23 protein-coding genes are annotated in these 22,496 nt (G+C 64.5%); 19 read left to right on the plus strand and 4 right to left on the minus strand.

Annotation, left to right across the window (positions count from 1 at the left end; all coding sequences use genetic code 11):
- Positions 1-59 precede the first annotated feature (59 nt).
- From tldD to IE097_RS00915, 6 genes are all read left to right on the plus strand, one after another.
- A complete protein-coding gene (tldD, locus tag IE097_RS00890; protein ID WP_229797347.1) occupies positions 60-1,496 on the plus strand; it encodes a metalloprotease TldD in 1,437 nt (478 codons plus the stop codon).
- Positions 1,496-1,846: a DUF3088 family protein gene (locus IE097_RS00895; RefSeq protein WP_189458263.1), complete on the plus strand. Its 351-nt coding sequence runs from the start codon at positions 1,496-1,498 to the stop codon at positions 1,844-1,846. Before tldD ends, IE097_RS00895 begins: the two co-directional genes overlap by 1 nt.
- 81 nt (positions 1,847-1,927) lie before the next feature.
- Positions 1,928-2,983 (plus strand): enoyl-CoA hydratase/isomerase family protein, encoded by a 1,056-nt coding sequence (locus tag IE097_RS00900; RefSeq protein WP_189458264.1) that lies wholly within the window; start codon positions 1,928-1,930, stop codon positions 2,981-2,983.
- Between the two features lie 135 nt (positions 2,984-3,118).
- Positions 3,119-3,799 (plus strand): Bax inhibitor-1/YccA family protein, encoded by a 681-nt coding sequence (locus tag IE097_RS00905; RefSeq protein ID WP_189458265.1) that lies wholly within the window; start codon positions 3,119-3,121, stop codon positions 3,797-3,799.
- A gap of 108 nt (positions 3,800-3,907) precedes the next feature.
- A complete protein-coding gene (locus tag IE097_RS00910) occupies positions 3,908-6,211 on the plus strand; it encodes a PAS domain S-box protein (protein WP_189458266.1) in 2,304 nt (767 codons plus the stop codon).
- Positions 6,211-6,849: a response regulator transcription factor gene (locus IE097_RS00915; protein WP_189458267.1), complete on the plus strand. Its 639-nt coding sequence runs from the start codon at positions 6,211-6,213 to the stop codon at positions 6,847-6,849. Before IE097_RS00910 ends, IE097_RS00915 begins: the two co-directional genes overlap by 1 nt.
- A 69-nt stretch (positions 6,850-6,918) precedes the next feature.
- Here the strand turns inward: IE097_RS00915 and IE097_RS00920 are convergent, their stop codons facing one another.
- Positions 6,919-7,308, minus strand: coding sequence for a ComEA family DNA-binding protein (locus IE097_RS00920; RefSeq protein WP_189458268.1), 390 nt, complete (start codon positions 7,306-7,308; stop codon positions 6,919-6,921).
- Between the two features lie 94 nt (positions 7,309-7,402).
- Between IE097_RS00920 and hpnC the strand changes: the two genes are divergently transcribed.
- Together hpnC and IE097_RS00930 are read left to right on the plus strand one after the other, a co-directional pair.
- A complete protein-coding gene (gene hpnC / locus IE097_RS00925) occupies positions 7,403-8,236 on the plus strand; it encodes a squalene synthase HpnC (RefSeq protein ID WP_189458269.1) in 834 nt (277 codons plus the stop codon).
- Positions 8,236-8,832, plus strand: a complete 597-nt coding sequence (locus IE097_RS00930) for a thermonuclease family protein (protein ID WP_229797349.1) — start codon at positions 8,236-8,238, stop codon at positions 8,830-8,832. Before hpnC ends, IE097_RS00930 begins: the two co-directional genes overlap by 1 nt.
- On the opposite strand, the gene lptM is transcribed toward IE097_RS00930, so the two are convergent.
- Positions 8,833-9,045, minus strand: a complete 213-nt coding sequence (lptM, locus tag IE097_RS00935) for an LPS translocon maturation chaperone LptM (RefSeq protein WP_189458270.1) — start codon at positions 9,043-9,045, stop codon at positions 8,833-8,835.
- A 55-nt stretch (positions 9,046-9,100) separates the two neighbouring features.
- Between lptM and cyaY the strand changes: the two genes are divergently transcribed.
- Genes cyaY through IE097_RS00950 form a run of 3 tightly spaced genes read left to right on the plus strand, consistent with a single transcriptional unit; the run spans position 9,101 to position 11,352 of the window.
- Entirely contained in the window at positions 9,101-9,415 is a 315-nt protein-coding gene (gene cyaY, locus IE097_RS00940; RefSeq protein WP_189458271.1) for an iron donor protein CyaY, read from the plus strand.
- A 13-nt stretch (positions 9,416-9,428) separates the two neighbouring features.
- On the plus strand, positions 9,429-9,836 hold the full coding sequence (locus IE097_RS00945) for a YqaA family protein (RefSeq protein WP_189458272.1): 408 nt from the start codon (positions 9,429-9,431) through the stop codon (positions 9,834-9,836).
- Positions 9,837-9,852: 16 nt separating this feature from the next.
- The gene (locus IE097_RS00950; RefSeq protein WP_189458273.1) at positions 9,853-11,352 is read left to right on the plus strand and encodes a beta-barrel assembly-enhancing protease; all 1,500 of its coding nucleotides are present in this window, start codon (positions 9,853-9,855) and stop codon (positions 11,350-11,352) included.
- A 20-nt stretch (positions 11,353-11,372) separates the two neighbouring features.
- Here the strand turns inward: IE097_RS00950 and IE097_RS00955 are convergent, their stop codons facing one another.
- On the minus strand, positions 11,373-11,816 hold the full coding sequence (locus IE097_RS00955) for a DUF1841 family protein (RefSeq protein ID WP_229797351.1): 444 nt from the start codon (positions 11,814-11,816) through the stop codon (positions 11,373-11,375).
- A gap of 105 nt (positions 11,817-11,921) precedes the next feature.
- Between IE097_RS00955 and IE097_RS00960 the strand changes: the two genes are divergently transcribed.
- The 6 genes from IE097_RS00960 (at position 11,922) to IE097_RS00985 (ending at position 19,468) form a co-directional block, all read left to right on the plus strand.
- The gene (locus tag IE097_RS00960) at positions 11,922-12,401 is read left to right on the plus strand and encodes a glutathione peroxidase (protein ID WP_189458274.1); all 480 of its coding nucleotides are present in this window, start codon (positions 11,922-11,924) and stop codon (positions 12,399-12,401) included.
- A gap of 2 nt (positions 12,402-12,403) precedes the next feature.
- On the plus strand, positions 12,404-13,792 hold the full coding sequence (locus IE097_RS00965) for a C13 family peptidase (protein ID WP_189458275.1): 1,389 nt from the start codon (positions 12,404-12,406) through the stop codon (positions 13,790-13,792).
- A gap of 186 nt (positions 13,793-13,978) precedes the next feature.
- Positions 13,979-15,106, plus strand: a complete 1,128-nt coding sequence (carA, locus tag IE097_RS00970) for a glutamine-hydrolyzing carbamoyl-phosphate synthase small subunit (protein ID WP_189458276.1) — start codon at positions 13,979-13,981, stop codon at positions 15,104-15,106.
- 17 nt (positions 15,107-15,123) lie between these two features.
- Positions 15,124-18,345, plus strand: a complete 3,222-nt coding sequence (gene carB / locus IE097_RS00975; RefSeq protein WP_189458277.1) for a carbamoyl-phosphate synthase large subunit — start codon at positions 15,124-15,126, stop codon at positions 18,343-18,345.
- Positions 18,346-18,470: 125 nt separating this feature from the next.
- Positions 18,471-18,953 (plus strand): transcription elongation factor GreA, encoded by a 483-nt coding sequence (gene greA / locus IE097_RS00980; protein ID WP_189458278.1) that lies wholly within the window; start codon positions 18,471-18,473, stop codon positions 18,951-18,953.
- Between the two features lie 71 nt (positions 18,954-19,024).
- Positions 19,025-19,468, plus strand: a complete 444-nt coding sequence (locus tag IE097_RS00985) for a DUF4149 domain-containing protein (RefSeq protein WP_189458279.1) — start codon at positions 19,025-19,027, stop codon at positions 19,466-19,468.
- Positions 19,469-19,526: 58 nt separating this feature from the next.
- Here IE097_RS00985 and yhbY read toward each other — a convergent pair whose 3' ends face one another.
- Positions 19,527-19,841: a ribosome assembly RNA-binding protein YhbY gene (gene yhbY / locus IE097_RS00990; RefSeq protein ID WP_189458280.1), complete on the minus strand. Its 315-nt coding sequence runs from the start codon at positions 19,839-19,841 to the stop codon at positions 19,527-19,529.
- A 36-nt stretch (positions 19,842-19,877) separates the two neighbouring features.
- On the opposite strand from yhbY, the gene IE097_RS00995 reads away from it, so the two are divergent.
- Positions 19,878-20,498: an RlmE family RNA methyltransferase gene (locus IE097_RS00995; protein WP_189458281.1), complete on the plus strand. Its 621-nt coding sequence runs from the start codon at positions 19,878-19,880 to the stop codon at positions 20,496-20,498.
- 60 nt (positions 20,499-20,558) lie between these two features.
- Positions 20,559-22,472: an ATP-dependent zinc metalloprotease FtsH gene (gene ftsH, locus IE097_RS01000; RefSeq protein WP_189458282.1), complete on the plus strand. Its 1,914-nt coding sequence runs from the start codon at positions 20,559-20,561 to the stop codon at positions 22,470-22,472.
- Positions 22,473-22,496 lie beyond the last annotated feature (24 nt).

Consider the following 22,496-nt stretch of genomic DNA (forward strand, 5'->3'; position numbering starts at 1 on the left):
CGCCTTGCTTTGCAACGGCGCTTGACGGATGCTTGAGCCCTTTTTCGCAGGGGATGCCCATGACCGCGCTCCAGACCGCACACAGCATGCTGCTTTCACCGTTCGGCCTCGACGATTCGCGGCTCGATCAGGTGTTCGGTGCGCTGATGCACCACGACCTCGACTATGCCGACCTCTACTTCCAGTACAGCCGCGCCGAGGCGTGGAGCCTGGACGAAGGCATCGTCAAGTCCGGCAGTTTCCACATCGACCAGGGCGTCGGCGTGCGTGCGGTCTCGGGCGAGAAAACCGCATTTGCCTATTCGGACGACATCGGTCTGCAGCCGCTGCTCGACGCCGCCGGCGCAACCCGGGCGATCGGCCGGCAAGGCGGGAACGGTGTCGCCGTGCGCCATCTGCCCGTGGCCGGACACGCGCTGTACCGGCCGGTCGATCCGCTGGCCAGCCTGAACGAGGTTGCCAAGGTGGCGCTGCTGGAAAAACTCGAACGCATCGCCCGGGCGATCGACCCGCGCGTGGTCCAGGTGATGGCCAGTCTGGCGTCCGAGTACGAAGTGGTTTTCGTTGCACGCCATGACGGCCATCGTGCCGCCGACGTGCGTCCGCTGGTGCGTCTGAGCCTGCAGGTGATCGTCGAGCAGGACGGCCGGCGCGAGCAGGGTGGTGCCGGGGGCGGGGGCCGTTTCGATTACGCCCATTTCAGCGACGACGTGCTCGCCGATTACGCCAAGAAGGCGGTCGACCAGGCGCTGCTCAATCTCGAGGCCCGACCGGCGCCGGCCGGCGAGATGACCGTCGTGCTCGGCAACGGCTGGCCCGGCATCCTGCTGCACGAAGCGATCGGCCACGGTCTTGAGGGTGACTTCAACCGCAAGGGCAGCTCGGCGTTCTCGGGCAAGATCGGCCAGCGCGTCGCCGCAGCGGGCGTGACGGTGATCGATGACGGTACGATTCCGGACCGCCGCGGCTCGCTCAACGTCGACGACGAGGGCAACCCGACCAGCCGCACCGTGCTGATCGAGGACGGCATCCTCAAGGGCTATATGCAGGATAGCCTGAACGCTAGGCTGATGGGCATGCCGCTGACCGGTAACGGCCGGCGCGAGAGCTACGCCCACCTGCCGATGCCGCGGATGACCAACACCATCATGCTCGGCGGCGACAAGGACCCGGGCGAGATTCTTGCATCGGTCAAGCGCGGCCTGTACGCGGCCAACTTCGGCGGCGGCCAGGTCGACATCACCAGCGGCAAGTTCGTGTTCTCCGCCGCCGAGGCGTGGTATGTCGAGGACGGCAAGCTGCTGTATCCGGTCAAGGGCGCGACGCTGATCGGCAACGGTCCGGATGTCCTGACCCGGGTGTCGATGATCGGCAACGACATGGCGCTCGATCCGGGTGTCGGTACCTGCGGCAAGGAAGGCCAGAGCGTGCCGGTCGGCGTCGGCCAGCCGACGCTGCGGGTCGATGGCGGCCTGACCGTCGGTGGTACAGCCTGATGCCGATCGCGCAGGACACGCTCTACCTGCTGACGCCGGGTTATGCCGTTGACGATCATGGGCCGCATTTCTGTGCCGATTGCGCGACCGTCGAGGGCTTCCTCGCCTATTACCCGCAACTGGCCGGGCGGTTCGCCATCGAACGGATCGGCTTTTCGCGGCCGCGCCCCGAGCTCGTGCCGCTGCTCGGCGACGACCACCAGGGCTGCCCCGTGCTGATTCTGGCCGCGGCCAGTGAAGCCGGTGCGGACCTGCCGCTGCAGACTGCAAACGGCCTGCGCTTCATCGACGAGCCGAAGGCGATCCTGCGCTATCTCGGTCGCAAACACGGCGTCGGCACGCCCTCCTGAAACGGCAGCTTGCGGACTTTCCCGATGCGGCAGGCAACGACGGCGGCGTAAGCTGCCGTTGTCGTTTTCAGGGAAAGAGGCATGGTCCGTTTTGACAGTATCCGCGCCCGCAACGGTGCACGGATCGGTACGCTGACGCTTGACGCGCCGGCCCGGCTCAACGCCCAGACGCTCGCCATGGTCGATGCAATGCTGGCGCAGCTCGACGCCTGGCAGGCCGACCCCGAGGTCGTCGCGGTGCTGGTCTCGGCCAGCGGCGAGCGGGCATTCTGTGCCGGCGGTGACATCCGTGCGCTGTACGACGCGATGGTCACGCCGGGGCACATCGATCGTGGCGACCGCTTTTTCGCCCGCGAATACCTGCTCTGCCACCGGGTACGACACTTTTCCAAACCGGTCATCGCCTTCGGCTTCGGCGCGATCATGGGGGGCGGCTGGGGACTGTACTCTGCGGCGAGCCATCGTTTGCTCCGCGCCGATGCCCAGCTGGCGATGCCCGAAATTGCCATCGGCCTGTTCCCCGATGTCGGCGCCAGCCGCTGGCTGCATGCCTTGCCGGACGGTTTGGGGCGATTCCTGGCGCTGACCGGCAGCCGCATCAATGCCTGCGATGCGCTGGCCAGCGGGGTGGCGCACGGCCTGACCGGCGCCGTGGGACGGGACGAGTTCACGCACGCGCTTGCCGGACTGCACTGGCAGGGGGCACGCAATCATGACGACGAGATGCTATCCGACTGGCTTGCCGGTTTCGCCCGGCAGCACCGGGCGGAAGGACCCGCATCGCGCTGGTCGCACGAGCGGCATCACGTCGAAGATCTTGTCGGCGGCGACAGCCTCGACGACATTGCGATGCGGCTGCATCGCAGCGCCAAAGGCGACGACTGGCTGGCCCACGGTTGCGCACAGTTCGCCGCCGGCTCGCCGACGTCGGCGACGCTGATCTGGCGCATGGCCGAGCGTGCGCTGCGGATCGACGACGATGCGCTGCTGGCACTCGAAACCGGTGTCGCCTCGTTCTGTCTGCGCCATGGCGACTTCCGCGAAGGCGTTCGTGCCAAGCTCGTCGACCGCGATGGCCTGCCGCGCTGGCAGGCGACGACGCTGGCCGAGGCGGAACGGCAGGCACTGCCGCTCTAGGAGATCCACCACAAAGGCATATTGGTCGCGGCGCGGCGTGCCGGCATACAATTGCTGCCAGGCTTGAAACTTTTTGCCGCCGCATCCATCTTATCGGAGCGGCGTGGCCGCATATCACACATCCGGAGAGACCTCATGCAACTCAACACCGCCCGTTACGGCGGCGAATCGCTCGCCGTTGAGCGTAACCGAGTCCTGCGCAATACCTATTTCCTGCTGGCGCTGTCGATGCTGCCCACCGCGCTGGGTGCGCTGGTTGGCGTGTCGATGCAGTTCGCCATGTCGCCGCTGATGGGGGCCGTGGTGTTCCTCGGCATCAGCTTCGGCGCGTTCTTTGCCATCGAGAAAACCAAGAACAGCGGCATGGGGGTCGTGCTGCTGCTGGCGTATACCGGCTTCATGGGCCTGTGGCTGTCGCAGATCCTTCAGGTTGCGCTGCGCTTTTCCAACGGCGCGCAACTGATCGGTACGGCCGCCGTCGGGACTGCCGCGATCTTCTTCACGCTGTCGGCGATCGCCACGGTGACGAAGAAGGATTTCAGCTTCATGGGCAAGTTCCTGATGATCGGTGTCGTCATGCTGATCCTGGCGTCGCTCGGCAATCTGTTCTTCCAGATTCCGGCGCTGTCGCTGGCGATCTCGGCGATCGCCGTGCTGATCTTCTCGGCCTTCATTCTTGTCGACACCAGCCGCATCGTGAACGGCGGCGAGACCAACTATGTCAGCGCGACGCTGCAGCTGTACCTGAACATCTACAACCTGTTCATCAGCCTGCTGAACATCCTGATGGCCTTCTCAGGCAATAACCGCAACTGACCGTCGTTTTGCCTCAGAACAACGGCGCCCCGGGGCGCCGTTGTTTTTTGCGCGCTGTGGGTTTGGCCCTATGGGGAGCGCACGGCCGGCACGCTATGCTTGGGCGTGATGCGCATTTTTCCCCACCGCGACCGTGGCCAGTGGCCATGGCTTCTTGCCTATCTGGCGATCGGCCTGACGCTGGCCGTGCTGCTCGGCTACGCCGCCTACGATGCGCGGCAGACGCGGCTCGCGCGCGTCAGCACGCTGGCGCAGGACCTGCTTTGGCAGGAACAGGCCATCCGGCTGCATCTGCAGACCAACCAGAACGTCATCGAGAACCTCGCCTACAGTCTGGCTGCGGACGCAATCCGGCCCGCCGATTTTTCGGCGCGTGCCGATGCCCTGATGAAGGCCAACCCGGAAATCATCGCCGTCGAGTACATCAGTCGCGAAGGCAAGCGCCTCGGTGGTCTGCCGGTATACAGCGACCGCCCCAACAGCCTGCCGCCACTGAACGACCCCGCGCTGATCGACGCGCTGGAAGGCGCGGCATCGCTCGGACGGCCGACGTATTCGGCGGTGATCTACCGCAACATTCCGCAAATCGTCCTCGTCGTTCCGTACTTCCGCAGCACGGTGTACGAGGGCGCGGTGCTCGCCAGCTATTCGCTGCCGCAACTGATGCAGCTGCAGGTGCCGTGGTGGATGGTGCAACGCTACGACCTCGTGCTGCTCGATCAGGACGGTCAGGCGCTGGTACCGGCCGACTACACCGGGCCGCAGGACAGACTGAGCAAGGAAGTCGGCTTTGCCTCGCCGGGCAACGGCCTCAAGCTGCGCGCCAGCGTCCGCAGCGAGCCGAGTCCGGCACGCCGGCAGCTGGCGATGCTGGTGGCCAGCGTCGTATTGCTGCTGACGATGCTGGTCTGGGCCCTGACGCTGGTGAAGAAACGCATGAGCGAACGCCAGCGGGCCGAAGATGCGCTGCGCGACGAGATCGGGTTCCGCTCGGCAATGGAAGACTCGCTGACGACCGGCTTGCTGGCAATCGGTCGCGAGGGGGAGCTGATCTACGTGAACCCCGGTTTCTGCCAACTGGTCGGCTGGCGGGCCGACGAGCTGGTCGGACTGGTGCCGCCCATGCCGTTCTGGCCCCCCGAGCGTCTGTCGCATTGCGCGAGCGCCTTTCAGGCGATCCGGATGGGCAACTCGCCGGCAGGCGGGATGCAGCTGCGTTTCATGCGCCGCGACGGCGAACGTTTCGATGTACGCCTGTACGCGTCGCGGTTGATCGACGGCCGCGGCGAACATCGCGGCTGGATGGCTTCGCTGTACGATACGACCGAAATCCGCCGCGAACGCGAGGCGCTGGCGACGTCGCGGATGCAGTTGCGCACGGTGCTCGAAGGGCTGGATGCGTCGGTGTCGGTGACCGATGCACGGACCGGCGCGCTGCTGTACCGGAACCGCGGCCATGCCAGCCGTTTTTCGCTGAATGCCGACGCCGAATGCTGTCTGGTGCCGCTGGGATCGCAACCGCTGCACGATGGCCAGGTCGAGGAGTGCCTCGACACCATCAGCGGCCGCTGGTTTGCCGTGCAGCGGCGTTCGCTCGACTGGGTGGACGGCCGACCGGTCTGGCTGGAGATTGCCACCGACATCACTGCGCGCCGCCAAGCGGCCGAAGAGGCGCGTCTGCGCGACGAGCGGCTGCAGCATACGGCGCGACTGGTCAGCATGGGTGAAATGGCGTCCAGCCTCGCACATGAACTCAACCAGCCGCTGGCGGCGATCGCCGGCTATGCCGCTGCCGGCGACAGCCTGCTCGAGATCGAACCGCCGGCACTCAAGCGCGCACGCGAAACGCTGGGCAAGATCGGCGATCAGGCTGCACGGGCCGGGCAGATCATCCGCGGTATCCGCAACTTCGTCGCCAAGCGGGCGCCGCGCGAGGACGAGTGCCGGATCGACGCGCTGCTCGCCGTGCCGATGGAGCTGCTGGCGCCGCTGGCGCGCAAGGCCCAGGTCCAGATCGTGGTCGAGGTGCCTAGCGGGTTGCCGAGCTTCCGGGGCGACGGGGTGATGCTCGAGCAGGTACTCTTCAATCTGATGAAGAACGGCATCGAGGCGATGGCCACCTTGCCACCGGCACCGCGCCGGCTGACCGTGCACGCCGGCGTGGTCGACGGCGCGCTGGAAGTCAGCGTGAGTGATCAGGGCGTCGGATTCAGCAGTCCGAACAGCCTGTTTCAGCCGTTTTTCAGTACCAAACCCGATGGAATGGGGATGGGGCTCAATATTTGCCGTTCGGTGATGGAACAGCACCGCGGCCATTTGCGGGTGGAAAACCCGCCCGAGGGCGGCTGCCGCTTTGTCTGCCGCTTGCCCCTGACCGATACAAGAACCGATATGACCGAGGAGAACGCCTGATGCGCCCGATTGCGATCATCGATGACGACATCGCCGTGCGCGATGCGCTGTCGCTGCTGTTTGAAACCCGCGAGTGGCCCAGTGCCGGCTTCGAGTCGGCCGAGCACTTTCTCGCCGCCGCCAATGTTGCCGATTACGCCTGTCTGGTCATCGACGTGCGGATGACCGGGATGACCGGGCTCGAACTGTTCGCCGAACTGCAAGGCGCGCCCTATCTGCCGCCGGTGATTTTCCTGACCGGCCATGGCGACGTGCCGATGGCGGTGTCCGCGGTCAAGGGCGGCGCCAGCGATTTCCTCGAAAAACCGTACGACCACAAGGTGCTGCTTTCCAAGGTCGAGGAATACCTGCAGAACGACGTGGCCGCGCGCAGCAGCTGGGAAACCCGGCAAACGCTGTCGGAACGGCTGGCCAGCCTGACACCGCGTGAACGCGAGGTGCTGCGCGAGCTGCTTGCCGGCAAGCTCAACAAGCAGATCGCCGATGCGCTCGACATCAGCATCAAGACCGTGGAAGTCCACCGCGCGCGCATCTATGCCAAGCTGCGGGTGCGGTCGGCGGTCGAGCTGGCGGCGCAGCTGAAGGCGGTACCGATTGCCGAAATCGTCGGCGAGGCCGCGGCGGGCGGCGACAGCTGAACCTGCGGGTTGCCTCAGTACAATCAGCAACGGCGCCGCAGGGCGCCGTTGTCGTTGGGTCGTACCGGATTACTTCTTGGCCGGTGCGCTGGCCTTGGTCTTGCTCTCCTTGGCCGCCGGCGCGCTCGCCTTGGCCTTGGTTTCCTTGGCGGACGGGGCACTGGCTTTCTGTGTCTTGCTGCCGGCGGCTGCCGGTGCTGCAACCTTGCCGCCGACGCTGATGTCGCCCTTGATCTTGTTGAAGGTACCTTCCTTGATTCCCGGCACCTTCATGATGTCTTCCGGCGACTTGAACGCGCCGTTCTTGGTGCGGTAGTCGACGATGGCCTTGGCCTTGGTCGGGCCGATGCCGTTCAGGCCTTCGAGTTGTTGTTCGGTCGCGGTGTTAAGATCGACGGCCGCGAAGACCGAGGCGCACAGCAGGAACATGCCGACGAAAGCGGCGAGCCATTTTTTCATTGCTATCTCCCTTGAGTTGGTCAGGTGGGGCAAACCCACTTGCTGACTATAGCACGCAAAAATCACAACATTTGTCAGTCTGGATTCAGCATTCATGATCAGCGTGACCCCGCAACAATCGGTCGAACATTACGAGAATTTCCCGGTGGCTTCGGTCCTGTTGCCGCGGCGTTTTCGCAAGCCGGTTGCGGCCGTCTACCATTTTGCCCGCCATGCCGATGACCTGGCCGATGAGGGCGAGGCGGGGCCGGCCGAGCGTCTGGCTGCGCTGGCCGATTGCAGCGCCGAGCTGGCCCGGATCGACGCCGGCGACACTCCCGAAACCGCACGCTACCAGGCGCTGGCGGCGGTGGTTCGCGAGTACGGCGTACCGGTATCGCTGTGCGAGGACCTGCTGTCGGCATTTCGCCAGGACGTGACCCAGAGCCGCTATGCCGATTTCGGCGAGCTGATCCAGTACTGCCGGCGCTCGGCCAATCCGGTCGGACGCATCCTGCTGCACATTTTCGGCGAAGTCAGTCCGCGACATCTGGCGATGTCGGACGGCATCTGCACTGCGCTTCAGCTGGTCAATTTCTGGCAGGACGTCGCAATCGACTGGACCAAGGACCGCGTCTATCTGCCGCAGGACGAACTGCAGCGCTTCGGCGTGACCGAGGCGCAGATTGCCGCCGGCAAGGTCGATGCCGGGTGGCAGCGGTTGATGCGTTTCCAGGTCGACCGCACGCGCCGGATGCTCAAGGCCGGGGCGCCGCTGGCCGGTGCATTGCCCGGACGGATCGGATTCGAATTGCGACTGACGGTGCTCGGCGCGGCGACGGTGCTCGACAAGCTCGATGCCGGCGGCTACGACGTGTTCCGTCACCGGCCGGTACTGGGCAAGGGTGACTGGCCGCGCATCGTCTGGCGTGCCTGGCGGCGAAAGTGATGGCCAGGCGCATCGGCCAGCGGGAAGTCCGCGCACTGACGACCTTACTCACCGCACGTACCTGGCCGGCGCGGATCGGTGCGCTGCTGGTCCTCGCCGTCGCGGCGTGGGCGTGGTGGAACGAGGGCAGGGCGGCGCCGGGCATGCTGGCCGCCGGTCAGGCAATCCGCGGCACCGTGGTCGGCATTGCCGATGGCGACACGCTGACGCTGCTCGATGCCGAGCGGCGCGAGTACCGGCTGCGCTTGGCGTTCATCGATGCGCCGGAAAAGGCGCAGCCCTATGGCAATGTCGCCAAGCAGGCCCTGTCGGACCGGATTTACCGCAAGGTGGTCGATGCCGAGGTGATCGATGTCGACCGCTACCAGCGCGGCGTGGCGGTGATCCGCCTCGACGGCGAGGACATCAATTACGCGCAGGTGAAGGCCGGACTGGCCTGGCACTACACGCGCTACGCCGGCAAGCAGACGCAGGGCGATTTTGCAGCCTACGAGGCGGCGTTACAGGCGGCGCGTGCCGGCCGCCTGGGGCTGTGGCAGCAGCCCGGTGCCGAGCCGCCGTGGGACTTCCGCCGCAACAAACGTGCGGCGGAGTGACTACTGCTGTGCCGCCGGTGCGCTGGCCGTTTCGGCGGCCGGCGCCGATGCCGCGGCTTTCGCAGCGGCGGCAGCGCTGGCTTCGGCAGCCTTGCGCTTGTTGTAGTCGGTGCGGGTTTCCGGTGGCGTCCAGCCCGGCGGCGGCAGGTAAAGCGGGCCCTTGAAGCCGCAGGCGGCGAGCATCAGGACAAGGAGCGGGGCAAGTGCGCGCATGGCATGCTTTGGTGGCAAAATCGCTATCTTAACCGACTTGCCGCTGCGACTTGCCATGACCGAATCCGAATTCCTCTCCGAAACCGACCGCATTTTCAGCCGCATCGAGACGGCGCTCGACGATGTCGATTTCGACATCGACGCGTTGCGCACCGGCAATGTGCTCGAAATCGAGTTCGAAGACGGCAGCAAGGTCATCGTCAACCGGCATGTCTTCAACCAGGAAGTCTGGATTGCGGCCAGAAGCGGCGGCTACCACTATCGCCACGATGGCCAGCACTGGAGCAATACCCGCGGCGACGGCGAGTTCTTTGCCGATCTGGCCGCAGCGATCAGTCTGCATGCCGGTGAGGCATTCGCTTTCGGCTGAGACGCGGACTTCGATGGATGCATTGTGGCTGCCGGGGCTGTTTGCCTCGGCCTTCCTCTCGGCGACACTATTGCCGGGGAACTCCGAGCTGGCGCTGGCGGCCTACCTGTATCACGCACCGCAGCACTGGTTGCTGGCGGTGCTGGTGGCGACGCTCGGCAACACGCTGGGCGGTCTGCTGACGGTCTGGATGGGGCGGCGTCTGCCGCGCAAGGAAATGTCCCCGCGTACTGCCTGGCTCACGCGCTGGGGACCGCTGTCACTGAGCCTGAGCTGGGTGCCGGTGGTCGGCGACGCGCTGTGCGCTGCTGCCGGCTGGTTGCGCTGGCCCTGGCGCCAGGTCGTTCCGTGGCTGATCGTCGGCAAGCTGTTGCGCTATCTTGCCCTTGTCCCCCTCGCCCGCGCCGCTGCGGGCGGCTGATGCTGGAGTCGCCTGCTTGTCCGTTCGCCGGTTCAAACGTTCGCTGATCACTGCCCTGATGCTGTGTCTGGCTTCGCCGGCGGGGCTGGCCGACATCACCTATAGCGACCTGCCCGATCTCGGTGCGGCTTCGCGCGAGAGCATGTCGCCGACGCAGGAGCGCGAGCTGGGCGAGGGCGCGATCCGCGAAATCCGTCGCAGTGGCGTGCTGGTCGACGATCCGGAGGTCAACGACTATATCCGCCGGATCGGCGGCAAGCTGGTCGACGCGACCGGCGAAGTCGGCATCGGATTCAACTTCTACGTCCTGCTCGACAAGACGGTCAACGCGTTTGCGATGCCGGGCGGTTTCGTCGTCATCCACAGCGGCCTGCTGGCTGCGACGCAGAGCGAATCCGAACTGGCCAGCGTCATGGCGCACGAAGTCGCCCACGTGACCCAGCACCATCTGGCGCGACTGGTCGATTCGCAAAAGATGACGCCGTGGATGCTGCTCGGCGCGCTCGGGCTGGCGATCATCGCCGCCAAGGCCGGCAACAGCGGGGCGGGCATGGCGGCGGTCGTCGGCAGTCAGGGCTACGCGATCCAGCGGCAGCTCGACTTCACCTACGCCTTCGAGCAGGAGGCCGACCGGATCGGCATGCAGACGCTGCAGAAGTCCGGCTTCGACCCTGCGGCCATGCCGCTGTTCTTCCAGCGGCTGCAGAAGGAAAACCGCCTGGTCGAGGGCGGCGCGCCCGAGTTCCTGCGGACCCACCCGGTGACCTACAAGCGGATTGCCGATGCCGAGGCCCGGCTCAAGGGCGGCAGCTACAAGCAGTATCCGGACTCGAGCGACTACCGTTTCGTCCGCGAAAAACTGCGCGTGCTGCAGATGGGCACCAAGGAAGCGGTCAGCTATTACCGTACCACCCTTGAGCAGAAGCGTTACGCCAGCCTGGCGATGCAGCAGTACGGCTATGCACTGGCGCAATGGCGTGACGGCCAGTTCGACGGCGCCTGGAAGTCGCTGGCCGATGCGCGCAGCGCCTATGGCAAGGCCGATGCGGCGCTGGACTACCTCGGCGGGCAAATCCGCCTGTCGCAACAGAAGTACGATGCCGCGCTGGCGATCTTCCATGACGGGGCACAGCATTTTCCGGCCAGCCGCGGGCTGATCTATGGCGAGATCGATGCTCTGGCGGCGGCGGGGCGCAACGACGAGGCGCTGGCGCACATCCATTCGGCGCAGGAGCTGTATGCCAGCGACGCCAACCTGTACCAGCGCGAGTCCAGGGTCTACGCGGCGATGGGGCAGGTCCAGCGGCAGTACAAGGCCCAGGCCGAATACTATGCGCGGATTCTCGAGTACGGCCCGGCAATCGAGCAGCTGCAACTGGCGCAGCGCAGCCCGGGCAACGATTTCTATCTGCAGTCGGAAATCGATGCGCGTCTGCAGGACATGATGCAGCTGGCCGGGCGCAACGACAAAAAGGGCGAAGCAAGCAAACTCGACGCGTCGGCGCCGCGGTTCTGAGCTGTACGGGTTGACCGGCGCTAGGTCTTGCCGCCGAACTGTCTGACCTTGGTGCGCAGAATGTCGAGGTAGATGGCCGGGTCCGGTGCGCTCTGGCTGCGCTGGGCGTGCCAGATCATCTCGCCGAGGCCATCCATCATCTGGTGTTGTGCCGAGTGCTCGTCGCCACAGGCCGCGCACAGCGCCGTGTACTGCGCCTTGACGCCGAGCGGCTGGTCGATCGACAACTGTTCCTCGATCGCCAGATGCATCGACAGGTGCAGGAAGGGATTGGTCTCGCCGACTTCGGGCGGCCAGTCGCGGTCGAGGTAATCCTCGCTCAGGTAGCGGTGATATTCGGGGTGACGCAACAGCACGGCGACGACGATCCTCTCGAGATCGGCCAGTGGCGCGCCGGCCGTGTGCTTCTGCCAGCTCTGGATGAAAAAGCGCCGGGCTTCGTCGCGCGACGGATTGAACAGCATGGTGAACTCCTGGAACTGTCGGTTCGCTGACACGGAATGCCGTGGACGGGCGAACCATCGTGTACATTGCGATTGTCCCTCAACCCGCCACGCCAAGGAAACGCCATGAGCTCCATCTACGACTTCACGCCCGACAGTCTTGCCGGTCAGCCGCAGGCACTTGCCGACTACCGCGGGCAGGTGGCGCTGATCGTCAACGTCGCCAGCAAGTGCGGTTTCACGCCGCAGTACGCCGGCCTGCAGGCGCTGTACGCGCGCTTCAAGGACCGTGGTTTCGTCGTGCTCGGCTTTCCGTGCAACCAGTTCGGCAGCCAGGAGCCCGGTGATGCGACCGAGATCGCCAGTTTCTGCTCGACCAGCTATGGCGTCGATTTTCCGATGTTCGCCAAGATCGACGTCAACGGCGATGGTGCGCATCCGCTGTACCAGTTCCTCAAGAAGGCCGAGCCGGGCATCCTCGGTACCGAGGCAATCAAGTGGAACTTCACCAAATTCCTGATCGACCGCGAAGGGCGGGTGGTCGAGCGCTTTGCGCCGACGACGTCGCCGGAGGATCTGGTCGAACGGATCGAGAAGCTGCTCTGAGCGTGGCAACGTCCGTTCGCAGCGGGATGATCGCTGCCGGTTCCATGCTGGCGCCGTTGTGGCAGTCGTTGTGCGCGCTGGTGTTCTGTCCGCCGAAGGCGAGTCGTCGCTGGTCGCCCGGAGGTCTGCTGCCGGTCGTCGTCGTCGCGCTGCTGGTCGACATCGCCGGCGGCTACTGGCTGGCCGGCGGTGGCGTGTTCAATCCGGATGCCTTGCCCGGCTGGGGCTGGGTTGGCCTGCTGTTGTTCGTTGCCGGTGCGGCAATCGATCGGCGGGGCAGGCTGGCGTGGCAAGCGGCGACGCTGTTCTTCGGCATCGGGGTCTGGCTGAACCTGCTGTTCTTGCTGGCCTGGTCCGGCGCGATGCACTGGCTCAAGCCGTCCTTGCTCTACCGTTTCGGCTGGGTGATGTTCGCGATCTTGCCGGTGTGGCAGGCACTGGCGCTGGTCCACGCGGTCGTTCGCTCGCGCGGCGGCTGGACCCGCAAGGTGGTCGCAGTCGCAGTGGTGCTTGCGGTCTGCCTGTTTGCCGAGCGCTACTACTTCGCCGACGCAGGGCAATTCTGGTTGCCCGAGCCTGACGAGGAAAATGCGGCAACGCAGCCGGCACCGAAGCTCGCCGACGAAAGCGTGCTCTACACCGAAGCCGACCGGCTCGACGACGCGCTGGCTGCCGTGGTGCCGGGCAAGCCCGGCGTGGTCGAACACTTCGCGCTCATTGTCGGTGGCGATGCGGGGCAAGGCGTGTTCGTGCGCGAGGCGACGTCGATCCGAGACCGCTTCGATGCACGTTTCGGTACCCGCGGACATTCGATTCTGCTGGCGAATCATGACAGCGCGACCGGCGAGCTGCCGATTGCAACGCAAACCAGCATCGCCGCGGCGCTCGACACGCTCGGCGAGCGGATGAACCGTGACGAAGACGTGCTGCTGCTGTATCTGACTTCGCACGGCAGCCGCGATCACGAGTTCGCGCTGGCAAATCCGCCGCTCGAACTGCCCGGCATCACGCCGGCGTGGCTGGCTGAAGCGCTGGCCGAGGCGAAGATCCGCTGGCGGATCGTCATCGTGTCGGCGTGTTACTCGGGCGGTTTTGTCCCGGCACTGGCGGGTCCGGACACGCTGGTCATGACCGCGGCGGCGGCCGACCGGACCTCGTTCGGCTGCGCCGATGAAAACGACTTCACCTACTTCGGCAAGGCGTTGTACGACGCGCTGGGGCGCGAAAGCGACTGGCGCGCGATCTGGACGCAGACGCGCTATGCGGTGGCCCGGCGCGAGGCGGCCGAGCACTTCGAGCCGTCAAACCCGCAGTTTTCCTTCGGTGCGGCGATTGCCGCCAGACTGGCCGGAGACGGCGAGCAGGGGGCGAAACAGCGGCCAAGTCCCTGATGCCAATGGCGAATTCGTCGGGTTGGCAGGGTGGCCGTCAGCGGTCAACCTTGAAGCGATAGGCGATTCAAGGTAAAATTTCAACAATTTTGCACACGCGAAACGGGATAGGGACCACCTGTCCCGTTTTTGTACGTGTAGCGCCGGAAATCCCCATCTTGTGGGCGCAACGCCCAGGAGCCGCCAGTGTCAAAACCCGCCCTTCTTGCGCTCGCCGACGGCACGCTGTTTCACGGTATTTCGATTGGCGCCGATGGTGAAACCATCGGCGAAGTCGTCTTCAATACCTCGATCACCGGCTATCAGGAAATCCTGACCGACCCGTCGTACAACAAGCAGATCGTCACGCTGACCTACCCGCACATCGGCAACTACGGTGTGAACCCGGAGGATGCCGAAAGTCGTGCCGTGTTTGCATCGGGCCTGATCATCCGTGATCTGCCGCTGCTGCATTCGAACTTCCGGGCCTCGATGAGCCTGGGCGAGTATCTCGTCAAGCACGGCGTCGTCGCCATTGCCGATATCGATACCCGCAAGCTCACCCGCATCCTGCGCGAAAAGGGCGCCCAGCCCGGCTGTATCGTTACCGGCGACAACATCGATGCCAAGGCGGCAGTCGAAAAGGCGATTTCCTTCGGCTCGATGGCCGGCCAGGATCTGGCCAGGGTCGTCAGCGCGACCGAGAAGTACGAGTGGAACACCGCCGAGTGGAAGCTCGGCGTCGGTTACACCGTGCAGTCCAACCCGAAATTCCACGTCGTTGCCTACGACTTCGGCGTCAAGCAGAACATCCTGCGCATGCTCGCCGAGCGTGGCTGCCAGCTGACCGTGGTGCCGGCGCAGACGCCGGCCGCCGAGGTGCTGGCGCTGAATCCGGACGGCATCTTCCTGTCGAACGGCCCCGGTGATCCGGAACCGTGCGATTACGCGATCGAAGCGATCCGCGCTTTCCTCAAGACGGACATCCCGGTGTTCGGCATCTGCCTGGGTCACCAGCTGCTCGGTCTGGCGACCGGCGGTGCGACCAGCAAGATGAAGTTCGGCCACCACGGCGGCAATCACCCGGTGCAGGACCTCGATACCGGTCGGGTGATGATCACCAGCCAGAACCACGGTTTCCAGGTCGACGAAACCAGCCTGCCGGCCAACGTGCGCATCACCCACCGTTCGCTGTTCGACGGTACCGTGCAGGGCATCGCGCTGACCGACAAGCCGGCGTTCTCGTTCCAGGGGCACCCGGAAGCCAGTCCGGGCCCGCACGACGTGGCGTATCTCTTCGACAAGTTCATCGCACTGATGGCCGAACGCAAGTAAGGATCAGGTAGACCGCAATGCCAAAACGTACAGACATCAAGAGCATCCTCATCATTGGCGCCGGCCCCATCGTCATCGGCCAGGCGTGCGAATTCGACTACTCGGGCGCGCAGGCGTGCAAGGCGCTGCGTGAAGAGGGTTACAAGGTCATCCTCGTCAACAGCAATCCGGCGACGATCATGACCGACCCGAACATGGCCGATGTGACCTACATCGAGCCGATCACCTGGCAGGTGGTCGAGAAGATCATCGCCAAGGAAAGCCCGGACGCGATCCTGCCGACCATGGGCGGCCAGACGGCACTGAACTGTGCGCTGGACCTGTGGCGCCACGGCGTGCTCGACAAGTACAAGGTCGAGCTGATCGGTGCGACGCCGGAAGCGATCGACAAGGCCGAGGACCGCCAGAAGTTCAAGGCCGCGATGGACAAGATCGGCCTCGGTTCGGCCAAGTCGGCGATTGCCCACACGCTGGAAGAGGCGCTCGCCGCGCAGGCCAACGTCGGCTTCCCGGCGATCATCCGTCCGTCGTTCACCATGGGCGGCTCGGGCGGCGGCATCGCCTACAACATCCAGGAATTCATCGAGATCTGCACCCGCGGTCTCGACCTTTCGCCGACCAAGGAACTCCTGATCGAAGAGTCGCTGCTCGGCTGGAAGGAATACGAGATGGAAGTCGTGCGCGACAGCGCCGACAACTGCATCATCGTCTGTTCGATCGAAAACCTCGATCCGATGGGCGTGCACACCGGTGACTCGATCACCGTCGCACCGGCGCAGACGCTGACCGACAAGGAATACCAGATCATGCGCAACGCCTCGCTGGCGGTGCTGCGTGAAATCGGTGTCGACACCGGCGGCTCGAACGTCCAGTTCTCTGTCAATCCGAAGGACGGCCGGCTGATCGTCATCGAAATGAACCCGCGCGTATCGCGCTCGTCGGCGCTGGCGTCGAAGGCCACCGGCTTCCCGATCGCCAAGATCGCCGCCAAGCTGGCCGTCGGCTACACGCTCGACGAACTGAAGAACGAAATCACCGGCGGCAAGACCCCGGCGTCGTTCGAACCGTCGATCGACTACGTCGTCACCAAGGTGCCGCGTTTCGCGTTCGAGAAATTCCCGCAGGCCAACAGCCGCCTGACCACGCAGATGAAGTCGGTCGGCGAAGTCATGGCCATCGGCCGCACGCTGCAGGAGTCACTGCAAAAGGCGCTGCGCGGTCTGGAAACCGGCATGTCGGGTTTCGACGAAGTCACGACCGACCGCCAGGCGATCGAGTCCGAACTTGCGGCACCGGGGCCGGAACGGCTGTGGTATGTCGCCGACGCTTTCCGCATCGGCCTGAACCAGCAGGAAGTCTTCAACCTGTCGAAGATCGATCCGTGGTTCCTTGCCCAGATCGAAGAAATCGTCCAGCTCGAGAACGGCCTGCGCGGTCGCAGCGTCGACAGCCTCGAGTACACCGAACTGCGCAAGCTCAAGCGCAAGGGCTTCTCGGATCGTCGTCTGGGCGCGCTGCTCGGTTGTGACCAGAACGCGGTTCGCCGTCACCGCCACGGCCTGGGCATCCGCCCGGTCTACAAGCGCGTCGACACCTGCGCGGCCGAATTCGCCACCGATACCGCCTACATGTATTCGACCTACGAGGACGAGTGCGAGTCGCTGCCGACCGACGCCAAGAAGATCATGGTGCTCGGCGGTGGCCCGAACCGCATCGGCCAAGGCATCGAGTTCGACTACTGCTGCGTCCACGCCGCCCTCGCGCTGCGCGAAGATGGCTACGAAACCATCATGGTCAACTGCAACCCGGAAACCGTGTCGACCGACTACGACACTTCGGACCGCCTGTACTTCGAATCGCTGACGCTCGAGGACGTGCTCGAAATCGTCGCGGTCGAGAAGCCGGTCGGCGTCATCGTCCAGTACGGCGGCCAGACGCCGCTGAAGCTGGCGCGTGCGCTCGAAGCCAATGGTGTGCCCATCATCGGTACCAGCCCGGACATGATCGACGCGGCCGAAGACCGCGAGCGCTTCCAGCAACTGCTGAAGGACCTCGGCCTGCGCCAGCCGCCGAACGCCACCGCGCGCACCGAGCAGGATGCGCTGCATCTGGCGCGCGAACTCGGTTATCCGCTGGTGGTGCGCCCGTCCTACGTGCTCGGCGGTCGTGCAATGCAGATCGTCCACAGCGAGGACGACCTGGCCCGCTACATGCGTGAAGCCGTGAAGGTGTCGAACGACAGCCCGGTGCTGCTCGACCGCTTCCTCAACGACGCGATCGAAGTCGACGTCGACGCAATCTGCGACGGCGAAGACGTGCTGGTCGCCGGCATCATGGAACACATCGAACAGGCCGGCGTGCACTCGGGCGACTCGGCCTGCTCGCTGCCGCCGTATTCGCTGTCCGAGTCGCTGCAGAACGAACTGCGCCGCCAGACGGTGGCCATGGCCAAGGCACTCAACGTGGTCGGCCTGATGAACGTGCAGTTCGCGATCCAGGGCCGTGGCGACGATGCCGTGGTGTTCGTGCTCGAAGTGAATCCGCGCGCCTCGCGCACCGTGCCGTACGTCTCCAAGGCCACCGGCATCTCGGTAGCCAAGGTCGCGGCACGCTGCATGGCCGGCCAGTCGCTGAAGTCGCAGGGCGTGACCAAGGAAGTGATTCCGCCGTACTACTCGGTCAAGGAAGCGGTGTTCCCGTTCGCCAAGTTCCCGGGTGTCGACACCATCCTCAGTCCGGAAATGAAGTCGACCGGCGAAGTCATGGGCGTCGGTGATACCTTCGCCGAAGCCTTCGTGAAATCGCAGCTGGCGGCCGGCGTGGTGCTGCCGAGCTCGGGCAACGTGTTCATCTCGGTGCGCGATGCCGACAAGCCGGTCGCGATCGAATGCGCGCGGGCGCTGTCGCAAATCGGCTTCAAGCTGATCGCGACCAAGGGCACCGCTGCGTCGCTCGTAGAAGCCGGTCTCGAGGTGACGGCGGTGAACAAGGTGACCGAGGGCCGTCCGCACGTGGTCGACATGATCGTCAACGGCGAGATCGCAATGATCTTCAACACCGTCGACGAGCGTCGCCAGGCGATCCAGGACAGCTACTCGATCCGTCACGAAGCACTGAAGGCCAAGCTGCCGGTGTACACGACCATCGCCGGCGCGCGCGCCGCGTGCATCGGTCTGCGCGACCTCAAGGAAATGCGCGTCTACGACGTGCAGGGCTTGCACCGGTCGCTGAAAGCCTGATAACGTAAAGCGAAATCGGCCGCCGTCATTCGTGACGGCGGCTGTGCATTTGTATCGTGGCCAAGCCCAGCTTGGCCCTTTGTTTTGTTGGGCGCGCCACGAACCGCGCCGTGGAGAAGAGCATCATGATCAAAGTCCCGCTGACCGTTGTCGGTGCGGAAAAGCTCAAGGCCGAGCTGCAGCGCCTCAAGAGTGTCGAGCGTCCGGAGGTGATCCAGGCGATCGCCGAAGCGCGCGCGCAGGGCGATCTGTCGGAAAACGCCGAGTACGAAGCTGCCAAGGAAAAACAGGGTTTTGTCGAGGGCCGCATCGCCGAGCTCGAAGGCAAACTGTCGAACGCGCAGATCATCGATCCCAAGGATCTGGCCGGCGCGGCCGAAGGCCGTGTTGTTTTTGGCGCAACGATTGCACTCGAAGACCTCGAGGGCGGCAAGCAGGTGACCTACCAGATCGTCGGCGACGACGAGGCCGATCTCAAGGACGGCAAGATTTCGGTCTCGAGCCCGATCGCGCGCGCCCTGATCGGCAAGTACGCCGGCGATGTGGCCGAGGTGGTTGCGCCGGGCGGCATCCGCGAGTACGAAGTCCTCGACGTCCAGTACCTGTAAACCGCGCTGGACTCGCCGTCGCGGCCGATTTCGCGCACAATGCCGGCGGTCTGAACGCGTAGATGGGCATCATGAATCTGGGTACCGGCATCAGGAACATCCTCGCCACGTTGTGGATCGGCGGGATTTGGGTCATCGGCCTTATCGTCGCACCGACCTTGTTCAGGTCGCTCGATACCGCGGTCGCCGGCATGGTGGCGGGGCGCCTGTTCAGTGCGATTGGCTGGGTCGGCATCGTTGCCGGAGCCTATCTGCTCATCTACTGGATCTGGGTCGACGGCCTCTCGGCCTTCCGGACCGGCCGGCTGTGGCTGGTGATCGGCATGCTGGCCTGCACGCTGATCAATCAGTTCGCGCTTTTTCCGCTGATCGCCGCGGTCAAGACCGGGGTCAGCAGCGCTGCGACCGGTGTGTTCGGTGGCGGACTGGCACAGTGGCACACGATTTCCAGCCTGATCTATCTGGTCCAGGCGCTCTTCGGTCTGGCCTACGTCTGGCAAGGGGATTCGCGCTGATCGGCGCCCAGCAAAAAGGCCGGCTTGCATGCCGGCCTTTGCATTTTCGCCGAGGAGTTCAGCCTTTTTTCTTGGCTTTCGGCAGATCGATTTTCGGCTTGTCGCCGTCGCTGGCACGATAGATCAGCAGCAGCTTGCCGATGTGCTGGACTGCCGAAGCGCCAAGCTCGCGGCAGATGGTCTGCAGGAATTCTTCGCGCAGTGCGCGGTCGTCGCCGAGGACGCGGATCTTGATCAGCTCGTGCGCGTCGAGGTTGACGGCAATTTCGCGCAGCACCGCATCGGTCAGGCCTTGGTTGCCGATCATCACCACCGGATTCAGGTGATGCGCGAGGCCGCGCAGGTGGCGGCGTTGATCCGCAGTGAGTTCCATGCTTCAATTCCTTGATTAAACAGGCAAGTTTACCCGATGGCACGTAGCAAGACCAGTAACGCATGGCTGCAGGAACATGTGAACGATCACTATGTTCATCAGGCGCAGAAGGATGGCTATCGCGCCCGCGCCGCCTACAAGCTCATCGAAATCAACGACAAGGACCGGCTGGTCCGTCCCGGCATGTGGGTTGCCGACCTCGGCGCCGCGCCCGGCAGCTGGTCGCAGGTTGCGGCGCGGCTCGTTGGCGACAAGGGCCGGGTGTTTGCGCTCGACATCCTCGAGATGGCCTTCATTCCCGGCGTCGAGTTCATCCAGGGCGATTTCCGCGAGGACGCGGTGCTTGACCAGTACCTGGCGCTGCTTGATGGCCGACAGGTAGACCTTGTGATCTGCGACATCGCCCCCAATATCACCGGTAATGCCGTCACCGACCAGGCGCGCTCGATGCATCTGTGCGAGCTGGCGCTGCAATTTGCCCAGGAGCACCTGAAACCTGGCGGCGATTTTCTGGTCAAGGTATTTCAGGGCTACGGCTATAACGAGTACATGGCCGAAATGCGCACCACTTTTACCCAGGTCCTCACCCGCAAACCCAAGGCGTCGCGGGACCGCAGCACGGAAATGTATCTACTTGGCAAGCAGAAGAAAGCATGAGCGGAGTAGAATCCGCAATGACATCGTCGACCCGGCGCGCATGCAGCAAGGAGTAAGGCCGTGAACAATCTCGGCAAGAACATCGCCATCTGGCTGATCATCGGTCTCGTGCTGATGACGGTCTTCAACCAATTCACCAAGCGGCAGGAAACGTCGAACCAGGTTGCGTACTCGCAATTCATGGCCGACGTCGAAGGCAATCGCATTGCATCGGTCGAGATCGAAGGCAACCCGCTGCGTGGCCAGTGGATCCGCGGCCAGCGTACCGACGGCAGCAAGTTCTCGACGCTGGCGCCGTTCGATTTCCGCTTGGTCGATACCCTGATCAAGCACGACGTCAAGTTCGCAGCCAAGGCGGAAGAAGAACCGAGCCTCCTGATGAGCATCTTCATCAACTGGTTCCCGATGCTGCTGCTGATCGGTGTGTGGATTTTTTTCATGCGGCAGATGCAAGGTGGCGGCAAGGGCGGGGCGTTCAGCTTCGGCAAGAGCCGTGCCCGCATGCTCGACGAAGGCACCAATGCGGTGACCTTTGCCGATGTGGCCGGCTGCGATGAAGCCAAGCAGGATGTCGCCGAAATCGTCGACTACCTCCGTGACCCGAGCAAGTACCAGAGCCTAGGCGGCCGCATGCCGCGCGGCATCCTGATGGTCGGTTCGCCCGGTACCGGCAAGACGCTGCTGGCCAAGGCCATCGCCGGTGAAGCCAAGGTCCCGTTCTTCTCGATCTCCGGCTCGGACTTCGTCGAAATGTTCGTCGGCGTCGGCGCTGCACGCGTTCGCGACATGTTCGAAAACGCCAAGAAGAATGCGCCGTGCATCATCTTCATCGACGAAATCGATGCGGTCGGCCGTCAGCGTGGTGCCGGTCTCGGCGGTGGTAATGACGAGCGCGAACAGACGCTGAACCAGATGCTGGTCGAGATGGACGGCTTCGAAGGCAATTCGGGCATCATCGTCATCGCCGCGACCAACCGTCCGGACGTGCTCGACCCGGCGCTGCTGCGTCCGGGCCGTTTCGACCGCCAGGTGGTCGTGCCGCTGCCGGACATTCGCGGTCGCGAACAGATCCTTGGCGTGCACATGCGCAAGGTGCCGATCGCCAACGACGTCGATGCGTCGGTGCTGGCACGCGGTACACCGGGCTTCTCCGGTGCCGATCTGGCCAACCTCGTCAACGAAGCGGCACTGTTTGCCGCGCGCCGCAGCAAGCGTCTGGTCGACATGGACGATTTCGAATCGGCCAAGGACAAGATCATGATGGGCGCCGAGCGTCGCAATATGGCGATGAGCGAGGACGAGAAAAAGAACACCGCCTACCACGAGTCCGGTCATGCCGTGGTTGCCAAGCTGCTGCCGAAGTCCGATCCGGTCCACAAGGTAACGATCATTCCGCGCGGTCGCGCGCTGGGCGTGACGATGCAATTGCCGGAAGAGGACCGCTACGCCTATGACCGTGGTTACCTGCTGGACCGTATCGCGATCCTGTTTGGTGGCCGCATCGCCGAAGAGCTGTTCATGAACCAGATGACTACTGGTGCGAGCAACGACTTCGAACGCGCGACGCAGATGGCCCGCGACATGGTTACCCGTTACGGCATGAGCGATCGACTTGGCCCGATGGTGTATGGCGAGAACGAGGGCGAGGTCTTCCTCGGCCGTTCGGTCACGACGCACAAGAACCTGTCGGAAACGACGATGCAGCAGGTCGACGGCGAGATCCGCCGCATCATCGACGAACAGTATGCGCTGGCGCGCCGTCTGCTCGACGAGAACCGCGACAAGGTCGAAGCAATGACCAAGGCGCTGCTCGAATGGGAAACCATCGACGCCGAACAGATCAACGACATCATGGATGGTCGTGAGCCGCGCCCGCCGAAGAACCCGCCTGCACCCAAGCTGGCGCTGCCGTCGGACGAAAAGCCGAGCGGCGACGCACCAGCCGCCACCACCACCCCGGCCGCCGAAAGCTGAGCACGCCGGAGTGATCGAGAGGGC

Origin of the sequence: Jeongeupia chitinilytica (genome assembly GCF_014652315.1) — a bacterium.
GTDB classification, from domain to species: Bacteria; Pseudomonadota; Gammaproteobacteria; order Burkholderiales; family Chitinibacteraceae; genus Jeongeupia; species Jeongeupia chitinilytica.